The sequence below is a fragment of the Gemmatimonadaceae bacterium genome (assembly GCA_035606695.1).
In the GTDB taxonomy this organism is placed as follows: domain Bacteria; phylum Gemmatimonadota; class Gemmatimonadetes; order Gemmatimonadales; family Gemmatimonadaceae; genus JAQBQB01.
Genome location: DATNEW010000009.1, coordinates 208,288 through 218,532, shown reverse-complemented (window position 1 = coordinate 218,532; position 10,245 = coordinate 208,288). Strand labels below are relative to the sequence as shown.

The window sequence follows — 10,245 nt, the reverse complement described above, 5'->3', positions numbered from 1 at the left end:
CGCGTATCAGACGGGGCGATCACATCTCGTCACGGCCGATGCGAGTGGGCAGGAGCGCACGAGTGTCGTCGAGTTCGTTGTCATCTGGAAAAGACAGCCGGGGGGAGGGCTGAGGATGACGATGGATCTCTATTGATGGAACGGCGAACCGAAACGGCGAACCGAAACGGCGAACCGAAACGGCGAACCGAAACGGCGAACCGAGACGGCGAACCGAGACGGCGAACCGAAACAGCGAATGAAAACGACGACAGAAGACGAGCGGGCGAGTGGTAGTCGGATACACATTTGTCATTCCGAGCCGAAGCGCAGCGCAGGCGAGGAATCTTTCGTCCCGATAGAGCGGCACGCCCCTCTACCGTGACAGCAGATTCCTCGCTCCGCTCGGAATGACACGCCTTTTCACCACGCCCCGCCCCCCCATGCCCCCCTGGCGCACCCTCCTCACTCCCCCGGCCACTGGCGCCGAGAATATGGCGCTCGATGAAGCGCTCATGGAACGCGCCCGCGAAACCGGAGAGTGGGTCCTTCGCATTTATGCCTGGTCCAGCCCGACCCTGTCGCTGGGGCGCAACCAGACCGCGCTCGGCCGCTATGACCTTGATGAGATTCGCCGCCGGAAGTACGACGTCGTCCGGCGGCCAACGGGAGGACGCGCCATCCTGCACCACCGCGAGATCACCTACAGCGTCACGGCGCCCGCGGCGCATGCCGGCGATCTTCGCGAGTCGTACGAACGCATCAACGCGCTTCTGATGCATGGCCTCCGCTCCCTCGGAGTCGGCGCCCAAGTCGCCGCGCCCGCCGCACGCGCCGCGGCACCAGGCATCGCTCCATGCTTCGATGCGCCATCGGCCGGCGAGTTGATGCTCGGCGGCCGCAAGCTGGCGGGCAGCGCACAATGGCGCGCCGACGATGCGCTGCTGCAGCACGGCTCGATTCTGCTGGAGGACGACCAGAGCGACTTGGCGGCGCTGACGACCGGAGCGCATCGTGACATTCCGGCACCGGCCACCTTGAGAGAGGCCATGGGCCGCGTGCCGTCGTCGTCTGAGGTCGCCGCCGCGCTCGAGATGAGCGTTCGCGCCCTCGAGGACCTGCACGTGACACCCCTTGCCGTCGACGACGCACTCCGTGCCCGAGCCGTGGCTCTCGTCGTCCGATACTTAGACGAAGGCTGGACCTGGCGACGCTAGTTGGATTGGGTCGTCCAACGAACTCGCACTCCTCCCACCGTTCCAACCAACGCCCATGCGCACACACGCTCTGCTGCTCACCACTTCGGTTGTCGCTCTCGCCGCATGCTCTGCATGCTCGTCGAAGGAATCCGCGACGGGTGGCTCCGCGGGCGCGTACGGCGGCACCTTCATCTACGCCCAGATTGGCGACGTCTCGGACGCGTTTCCGCCATACATCGAAGACCAGAACGGCCGCATGGTCGCCGATCTCGTCTTCGACCGCCTCGCGCAAATCAACGCGACCCTGGGGACGGTCGGAGACAAGGCATTCGACCCGCGTCTCGCGAAGAGTTGGGACTGGGCCAAGGATTCGATGTCGATCGCGTTTCATCTCGATCCTCGCGCCCGGTGGCACGACGGGAAGCCGGTGACCGCGTCCGACGTGAAGTATTCGTTCAAGGTCCACAGCGATCCAAAGGCCGGCGCCGTGACGGTTCCCTTGTTGACCAACATCGACTCGGTGCAGGTGCGCGACTCGGCGACCGCCGTCGTGTGGTACAAGAAGCACACGCCGACGGAATTTTACGACTTCGTGTATCAAATCATGATCCTGCCCGAGCACGTCTACGGTTCGATTCCGCTCGAGCAGCTGCATACGTCGCCACAAACGAAACAGCTCGTGGGAAGCGGCCGGTTTCGGTTAGCGAAGTGGCAGCCGGGCGTCCGAATGGATCTCGTCGCCGACACCGCGAACTATCGCGGTCGTCCGAAGCTCGATCGCATCGTCATCACGCCCATCGCGGACGCGAACGCGGGCATGGCGCAGGTCCTGACCGGCCAATCGGATTTCATGCAGGCGTTTCCGGTGGACCAGTCGGATAAGCTCGACAGCAGCAAGGTCGCGCGGCGGATCGATTTCCCCACGATCGGCTACGCGTGGCTCGGCTTCAATCTCTTCCCGCCGAAGGCCAAGAGCGGAACCAATACTTTCTTCGGCGATGTTCGCGTGCGCCGCGCGCTCTCGATGGCCGTCGACCGGAAAGCGATGTTGAACAACGTCTTTGGTCCGTCCGCGACCAACATCGGATACGGGCCGTTCCCGGCCGCGGTCGCATACGCCGATTCAAATCTCAAACTACCGCCGTTCGACGCGGCGGCGGCGAGCGCGCTGCTCGATTCGGCGGGATGGCGCATGGGCCCGAATGGCCTTCGCGTGAAGAACGGCGTGCCATTAAAGTTTACTATACTGTCGACGACGACGAGCCTCTTCCGGAGGCGCTACTCGGTGCTGCTCCAGGACGCGCTCAAGCGCATCGGGGCGCAGGCCGACATCGACGCCGTGGACGCGGGAACGTTCATCAGCCGGCTCAACGGCGGCGACTTCGATGCGGTACTCGGAACGTTCAATCCGGATCCGGACGTCGGCGGCGCGTTGCAGTCGTGGGGCACGAAGTCGATCGGCAGCAGCAACTGGATGCACTACTCCAATCGCACGGTGGATGCGCTGCTCGACAGCGCGTCGGCGTCGTTCGACCCGGCCAAGTCGAAGTCGTATTCGTCGCGCGCGTTTCAGCAAATCGCTGACGATGCCCCCGCCATCTGGTTGTACGACGTCACCTTGATCAACGGTATGAACCGCCGGATCGAGCCCGCGAGACCAATCAGCCCAATCGGCTGGTGGCTGAATCTGTCGGATTGGTCGATTCCGGCCGACAAGCGCATCGATCGCGATCGAATCGGGCTGTCGCAGCCGAACCCGTAAAACCCGTAACGCCCCTGAAACCGCACTCCCTGCGGCGGCAGCTCGCCGCGCGGTTGCTCCAGTCGCTGATCGTCGTGTTCCTCGTCACGACGATCAGCTTCTTCGTCATCCGCTCCGCGCCGGGCGATCCTTTCTCGTACGAGTCGAGCAACATCTCGCTCGCCGTGCGCAACCATTGGCGCGACCAGTTCGGCTACAACCGGCCGCTCGTCGAGCAATACGCGCGTTACGTGATCAGCGTGCTGCACGGCCAGTTCGGCTACTCGTTCGGCATGCGGTCGTCCGTCGCCGAGGCATTGTCCATCGCCGTTCCCCGCACGCTGCTGCTCACCATGCTGTCGCTCGGCTTGAGCTTCGCGATCGGCATGCTCGTCGGCGCCGTGCAAGCCGCGCGGCGCGGCAGCTGGTTCGATCGCATCTCGAGCGGTGTGCTCGTTGTCTTCTACTCCCTGCCGGACTTCTGGGGAGCGCTGATGGCGCTCCTCATCTTCACCTTCTGGTGGCCGGTGCTGCCGAGCGGCGGCATCGTCGACGCGATGCACGATTTCATGTCGCCGAGTCAGGCGGCGTGGGACCGCATTAGACATCTCATATTGCCCGTCGGCTCGCTCACGCTGCTCACCGTCGCCGCGATCGCGCGCTACCAGCGTTCGGCCATGCTCGAGATTCTGCCGTCGGACTACATTCGCACGGCGCGGGCGAAAGGAGTTCCGGAACGCACCATCCTCATGCGCCACGCGCTCCGCACCGCGCTGACGCCGATGATCACGCTCGCCGGACTGTTCTTCCCCGCCCTGCTCGGCGGCGCGGTGTTCGTCGAGAAGGTGTTCGGCTGGCCCGGCATGGGCTTGCTCGCCACGGGCGCGATCGCCGGACGCGACTACGATCTCGTGACCGCGACCGTGATCGTCGGATCGGTGATGGTGGTCATCGGAAACCTCGCGGCCGATCTGCTGCAAATGGCGATCGATCCGCGGGTGCGGGAGTAGCGCGTGGGCAACGACCGCTCTCGATGGCATCGGCTGTTCACGCATCGCTCGGCGCGATGGGCGCTCGCGGTCATCGCGCTGCTCATCGTCGCCGCGATCGTCGGCCCGATGCTCGTGCCGTACCCGTGCAACGCGCAGCTCGACATCATTCGGATGAAGAACCAGCCGCCGTCGTGGTCGCACTGGCTCGGCACCGATCAATACAGCCGCGATCTGTTCGCGCGCGTGCTGTGCGGCGCGCGCATCTCGCTCGCGGTCTCCGTGCTCGCGGTGATTCTTTCGATCACACTTGGCACCGCGGTTGGCGTCACGGCCGGCTATCTCGGCGGCCGTGTCGATACCGTGCTGATGCGGCTGCTCGACGCATTCCTCTCCATTCCGCGCGTGTTGCTGCTGGTCGCCGTGCTCACGCTATTCACCCCCGTGCCGCTGACGGGGCTGATCCTTCTGCTCGGCGCGACGGGCTGGTTCGGCGTCTCGCGACTCGTGCGCGCCGAGACATTGGCGACGCGCGGCGAGCCGTACGTGGAGGCGGCGCGGGCGCTTGGCGCGTCGAATCGCGAGATCATTCTGCGTCACGTGCTGCCGAACGTGTTGTCGCCGGTGATCGTCGCCGCGACGCTCGGTGTCGGCAACGTCATCACGCTGGAAGCAGGATTGTCGTTTCTGGGCGTCGGCGCGCACGAGCCGACGGCGAGCTGGGGCTCGATCTTTCTCGACGCGGTCGACTTCTACGCGGGGAACTGGTGGGCGGTGTTCTTCCCGGGCGTCGCGATCGTGGTGACGGTGCTGGCGTTCAACGTGCTCGGCGACGCCTTGCGCGACGTCCTCGATCCTCGGCAGGTTCACGTGGCCCGGGCGTTGCCGAATGCCAAGGAAGCGTGAAGCACGGTTATCGATTGTCATCCCGAGCAAGCGGAGTGAGTCGAGGGACCCCCGTCCCGACGGAGGAGCCGTATGCAATGCTCCGCTGAGAAGGGGGTCCCTCGACTCCGGCGCTCCGCGCCTTCGCTCGAGATGACACCCGGGCGCCAAATGAGTAAAGGAGATCATGCCTGACCCGCTGCTGAGCGTTCGCGATCTGCGCACCTATTTCTACACGGAAGGCGGGGTCGCCAAATCGGTGGACGGCGTCAGCTTCGACATCGGCGCGGCCGAAACGGTCGGGCTCGTCGGCGAGTCCGGGTGCGGCAAGTCCGTGACCGCCCTCTCGCTGATGCGCCTGGTTCGACCGCCTGGCCGGATCGAGCCCGGAAGCAAGATGGAGTTCGGCGGCGAGGATCTGACCACGATCAGCGAAAAGGCCATGCGCGCCATTCGCGGCGAGCGGATCGCGATGGTGTTTCAGGAAAAGATTGTCGGACCATACGGAAAGGTTGGATCGAGTAATCCGGGAACCCACACGCCGAGAGTTGCGATGGCGTCGGATTGCTCACAGGAACAACATCCGCGGTTCGCTACCCTCGTGACGAGCCTTTCTTCCGTCTCGGCTTGACGATCTTGGGCGGCATTATCAGGTCGACGTCCGCGACGGCAATGGAATCCACCGTCGCGTTTGAGACGGCTCGGTTCGCCAACTCTCGCGATAGCCGTCGTGCGAACGCCTTGGCCATTACGCGCATGTAATTCTCGAAGAGCGCGCTCTCGTCTTCTAGCGAGCGTTTGCGTGATATTCTCGCCATAGCTCGGTCGAAATGCTCTCGCGTATAGCCCGACCCGCGTTCTGGCAGGGAGTCGCGGGTTACGATGTGACCTCGGGAACGATGCGAGTGACACACGAGTGTAGTTGGTCGCCCCGACTGCGCCTAACCCTGACGTATGCATGGCGTCAGAGCTGCGGTGTTCTCATGGCACCGCGGCGCATGCTATTTAAAGAGTGTCTATCTATTGACTGTAGATCAATAAATAGCGTTCACTGAGCGTTCTGTCCATGGCTCAGTTACAGGCGAAGCTCGGTCGAACCATACAGAGGTTGCGAAAGGACGCGGGATATTCTCAGGAGTCCTTCGCCGACGAGGTCGGGGTTCACCGCACATACATGGGTGCGGTGGAGCGAGGCGAGAAGAACATCAGCCTCCGCAACATCGAGCGAATCGCGGACGCACTGAAAATCAGGACGAGTGAGTTGCTTAGGCGCGCCGAAAACGCGTAACGCAATAACTCGCGGAAATTCCGTCGTCAGCAGATCCCGCAAGTGTCTGACAACTTCTTTCCAGGCAACGCCTTAGCGTGCTGCGTCGCGACGATGAGATACGCTTGCGCTAAGTGGAATATCCGAGTACTTTCCCGTTTGCAGGTTGAGGCTCGCGGCTGGTTCCGGGCTAGCATCCGGAGTAGTGATCGGTCGCAGGCCGCTCGTGGTGTAATGGACAGCACGCTAGGCTGCTACCCCTGAGGTCCGGGTTCGAATCCCGGCGAGCGGACACCTCAATCGCGCAAGAAAGCCGCCTTCTGGGCGGCTTTCGCGTTTAGTAGCGTTTGGCTGCAGCTCAGCCTACTAACGGACCGCACCGGCTCACATTTGTGCCAGGCACACCGTAAGTCCACAGCCGGGCACTGTTCCATGAGTGCATCTTGCCTAGAAACACGTGGGTGTTTTCTGGGCTTTACTCCTTGTTTCGCAGGCCTTTTGAGGCACTTTCGACCGTTTTCACTAACTGAGGTCGAGCGCTCAAAAATGTGTGATGAGGGGCACAGGTCTGTGGATATCTTGACTTTAGGCAATAATTGACGAAACTTTCGAGCACGGGGTAGCAGCCGTTCGCGGAAATATCTGCGAAAAAGTCATACACCACGAAATGGGCTCTCAGAAATGAGGGCCCATTTTGCTAATTTGGCGCTGAGTTTAAACGCTGAATTCTCTTCTTTTTCACCTGAATTGCACTCATTCACCTGAATTGCACTCATTCACCTGAATTGCACTCATTCACCTGAATTGCACTCATTCACCTGAGTTGCACTCATTCACCTGAGTTGCACTCATTCACCTGAGTTGCACTCATTCACCTGAGTTGCACTCATTTACCTGAGTTGCACTCATTTACCTGAGTTGCACTCATTTACCTGAGTTGCACTCATTTACCTGAGTTGCACTCATTTACCTGAGTTGCCCGAATTCCGCTGATTAACGCGTGCGAAGTTAAGTAAGGCTCGAGCAAGGGAATCAGCGGCCTGATCGAGAACATCACGCGGGCGGATTCAACATCGGATCGGTCCCGAGAATCGTGACGGACCGCGAGCCGCGCGTCAGAGCGACGTAGAGTTCTTTCCGTGAAAGTGAATTCGCGTCGAGAACAATGCCGTGGTCAAATTCCAGACCTTTGACCAGCAAGGTCGTTCCGATTAGCCAACGCCCTCCACGTCGTCCGCTATGGCGAAACTCGGTCTGGTACGCATCAACCGCTTCCGAGAGCGACAAGTTTGGATACAGCGCGTGTTTGCGAAGTACGCCGAGCATACGGTAGTACAAATCGCCGCGCGTTAGCTCGACACCATCTACTCGCCTGATCGATTGCAATAGGTCTGAAATCGAAGTTGGATCAGATTTTTCGAGGACGGCATTTGCCGCCATCGCGATCGAAGGATTGCGTGTATTGCGCTTAATCTCTACGCGCCGACCGTTCTTGGTTGCTTGCGGCAAGACGCGGTCGATCGATGTCATGCATTTGCTCGCGAAGCCCAGGACTTCACTCAATCGGTCATTATCGGTTTTGGCGGATTGGATCTTTCTAGCGCCTGCCCGTAGGGTGCGGCCTTCAATTTCTTCAATAGAAGTGAAGCTCCCCGAAATCGCGCGGGCCAGCTTGTGGCATTTCTCTTTGTAGGCAGGCGCTCCCGCATGAATTGCGATCGCGCTCTGCCGTCTGTCTCCGGAGAAGAAGCGGCAGGCATTCGCCTGTGCGAGAAACAGAGCTGTCGAAGTATCGGCTGCTTTGAATCGAACCCCCCTCGGGAGTTTTCCACCCAAATTGATCGATCCACCGTCCTCGAGTGCGTTCCGCACAGTAATTAGCCAGCCACCAATTTCGGGCCGGTTAACGCGAATCCACCGATGCGGCGTGTTGAGATCGCCGAATCGCCTGAATTTTGATTCTACGTCACGCGCCCAATCAACCGCGTCATCATCGAAGTCGAAGATCGCCTGCAACGGATCGCCCAGAATGCGACAAGGCAGGTGCGTCGCGAGAGCCATTACTAGTTCATGCTGCTCTGCAGAACAGTCTTGATATTCGTCGATGTATAGTCCGGCGTAGGATGCGCGCAGAATCCGCCGAGCGAAGTCGTATTTGAGGAGACGCGAGCACGCTCGATACAGGTCATTCCATTCTCGATTGTTCTCGGGGTGATCGGTCGACCAACCGGACCGATTCCGAAAAGAGAGCGAGAGCCTCAGCGACCAGCTTGCAATCGTATCAACTCGGAACAATCGGGATGGCACCGCTGCTTCGCGCAGTTTCCGCCGAATCGCATTGACTCCGGCGAACGTGTGCGTAAGCACTAGTTGCCGTTCGTCGCTATACGAGATGGCTTCGGCAATCAAATGCGTTTTGCCAAAGCCGGCAGGTGCCTTGACGTAGCCTGTTTCGCCCGTCGCTGCCAACTCCTGCGCCAGACTAACCACGATCGATCCACGCCCGAAGCTGCGTGAGCTTCAATATGAAATCCTTGTCCTTTATCGCGTCGTCCTCGAAATACGTGGAAATGGCCGCGACCCATCGTTCAGCATTGCTTTGACGTTTAAACCAGTCGCTCACCTTCGCCGCTTTTGCGATCGCGGCGCGTAACTTGGGCGATTCCGACCACGCAGCACGATTTCGGTTGAACTCGCCGTCGAATTGTGTGGCCGTCTGGCTTAAACGAACCTCGACGTCGCCAAGGATCTCGCACGCGACATCAAACGATGCAAGAACGCCGGGCCAGGTCAAATCTTGAATGACCGCTTCCTCGATAGAACGACCGTCCGACCAGACGACAACTTCAACACCCACCTCTCGCAGCTCTTTGACGTCGTTCGCGGAGAATTGAGTTGGTGCGTCTGAATCTGCGATGACGCAAACCGCATAGCCAAGTCTTATGAGGTCGCCAGCGATTCCTTTGACCTTGTTGGCGGTCTTCGCATCGAAGCATGAAACGCCCTGATACGCGAGTGGCTCTCGGCCTCTGGCCATCCAATACTCATCTAGGCCTCTGAGAAAGCCTGCCTCAGTCGCGCCTTCACAGACGACGATGCGTGGACACAGGAACGATTCCGCGCTTTGCCTAATCCTCCCTTGAATTGACTCAGCCACCGATGGCTGCTTGGCTGAAATAACGTCCGTCTTTCCCTCTACATGATGTACGATTTGTAGGTCTTCGACCTTCAATTCCCTCAGCACCACGGGAGAATGAGTGGTCAAGAAATACTGACCGTGTTCGTCTTTGCAGAGGTGATTTAAAAGCCGCGCGATTCGCTGGGGTTCGAGCCCAGATTCAATTTCATCGATCAACGTGATGTGCGGCTTAGAGACTACTTGTTGCCGCAGGCCGGTGATCAGCATTCTCCGTGAGCCGAGGCCGAGTTGGCGAACCGGTACTGCGCCATCGTGGATGGCTAGACCGCCCAACCGAACATTGAGCCCATCAGAGTCCAAATCGGCTTTGTATGTTGTGGCGACTCGAACGCCGAGCAGCTTCGCTGTCTTTTCAGCTTGCGATGCTACTTCATCGAATTTTTTTAGTGCCGACTCACGCTGTGCGGCCATCGAAGTCCGAGCGGCTCGTGCAGCCTCCGCCAAGGAGGCCTGAATATTCTCCCCGTCTGTGAGTTGACTTAGCAGCGAACCGCGGGACCAAGTCAGATCTCGATCTGCCGCGGAGCCGATGAACGTCACTGTTGCCTTGGCACGATCCGTCGGTTTGAAGCGAACTCCATCATCCTTCTCACCTTTTACGACGTGCCACGCGGGTTCCAAGTCGTCCGTAACTGAGAGTCGAATGCGGAGGGCGTCTTCAAGTTCATCCCCAGGATCGTCTTCCACCTGGAGCGTTTCTTTATTCCAACCGCACAATTGATGACCGTAGTTATTCAAATCTCGAAAGCTTTCTGGTAAGTCAGTGATGACAACTTCGATTTTCACCTTCCGCTTCGGATCGCAGCCGTGAAAATCAGAGTCGTTAAAGCTCAAGTTCCACTGCGGGTGGAACACTCGGCGTATCGCTTCGAGTATCGTGGACTTCGTAGAATCGCCTTTCCCGATTAGACAGAAAATCCGTCTGTCAGGCAATGACCAATCCAGCTCGCAAATTCCGCGAAAATTTCTGATCGAGAGTTGGCGAA

The 10,245-nt window shown here is 59.8% G+C and carries 8 protein-coding genes and 1 tRNA gene; 7 read left to right on the top strand and 2 right to left on the bottom strand.

All coding sequences use genetic code 11. The features are described from left to right. Nucleotides 1-422 precede the first annotated feature (422 nt). From VN706_03375 to VN706_03345, 7 genes are all read left to right on the top strand, one after another. The gene (locus tag VN706_03375) at nt 423-1,196 is read left to right on the top strand and encodes a lipoate--protein ligase family protein (protein HXT14640.1); all 774 of its coding nucleotides are present in this window, start codon (nt 423-425) and stop codon (nt 1,194-1,196) included. A 55-nt stretch (nt 1,197-1,251) separates the two neighbouring features. Next, a complete protein-coding gene (locus tag VN706_03370) occupies nt 1,252-2,940 on the top strand; it encodes a peptide ABC transporter substrate-binding protein (GenBank protein ID HXT14639.1) in 1,689 nt (562 codons plus the stop codon). Beyond that, nucleotides 2,856-3,929 (top strand): ABC transporter permease, encoded by a 1,074-nt coding sequence (locus tag VN706_03365; GenBank protein HXT14638.1) that lies wholly within the window; start codon nt 2,856-2,858, stop codon nt 3,927-3,929. Before VN706_03370 ends, VN706_03365 begins: the two co-directional genes overlap by 85 nt. A 3-nt stretch (nt 3,930-3,932) precedes the next feature. Further along, nucleotides 3,933-4,814, top strand: coding sequence for an ABC transporter permease (locus VN706_03360; GenBank protein ID HXT14637.1), 882 nt, complete (start codon nt 3,933-3,935; stop codon nt 4,812-4,814). A gap of 166 nt (nt 4,815-4,980) precedes the next feature. Continuing rightward, complete coding sequence (locus tag VN706_03355) at nt 4,981-5,424, top strand: ATP-binding cassette domain-containing protein (protein HXT14636.1); 444 nt, start codon at nt 4,981-4,983, stop codon at nt 5,422-5,424. A gap of 435 nt (nt 5,425-5,859) precedes the next feature. Then, nucleotides 5,860-6,081: a helix-turn-helix transcriptional regulator gene (locus VN706_03350; GenBank protein HXT14635.1), complete on the top strand. Its 222-nt coding sequence runs from the start codon at nt 5,860-5,862 to the stop codon at nt 6,079-6,081. Nucleotides 6,082-6,280: 199 nt separating this feature from the next. Then, nucleotides 6,281-6,352, top strand: a tRNA-Ser gene (locus VN706_03345). Nucleotides 6,353-7,113: 761 nt separating this feature from the next. Here VN706_03345 and VN706_03340 read toward each other — a convergent pair. Both VN706_03340 and VN706_03335 read right to left on the bottom strand, forming a co-directional pair. Continuing rightward, nucleotides 7,114-8,550: a UvrD-helicase domain-containing protein gene (locus VN706_03340; protein ID HXT14634.1), complete on the bottom strand. Its 1,437-nt coding sequence runs from the start codon at nt 8,548-8,550 to the stop codon at nt 7,114-7,116. Continuing rightward, complete coding sequence (locus VN706_03335; GenBank protein HXT14633.1) at nt 8,543-10,114, bottom strand: AAA family ATPase; 1,572 nt, start codon at nt 10,112-10,114, stop codon at nt 8,543-8,545. Before VN706_03335 ends, VN706_03340 begins: the two co-directional genes overlap by 8 nt. Between the last annotated feature and the right edge of the window lie 131 nt (nt 10,115-10,245).

Bases quoted from the DNA above. Each gene is read 5' to 3' on its own strand.
- VN706_03375 (HXT14640.1), top strand. From the start codon at position 423: ATGCCCCCCTGGCGCACCCTCCTCACTCCCCCGGCCACTGGCGCCGAG.
- VN706_03370 (HXT14639.1), top strand. From the start codon at position 1,252: ATGCGCACACACGCTCTGCTGCTCACCACTTCGGTTGTCGCTCTCGCC.
- VN706_03355 (HXT14636.1), top strand. From the start codon at position 4,981: ATGCCTGACCCGCTGCTGAGCGTTCGCGATCTGCGCACCTATTTCTAC.
- VN706_03350 (HXT14635.1), top strand. From the start codon at position 5,860: ATGGCTCAGTTACAGGCGAAGCTCGGTCGAACCATACAGAGGTTGCGA.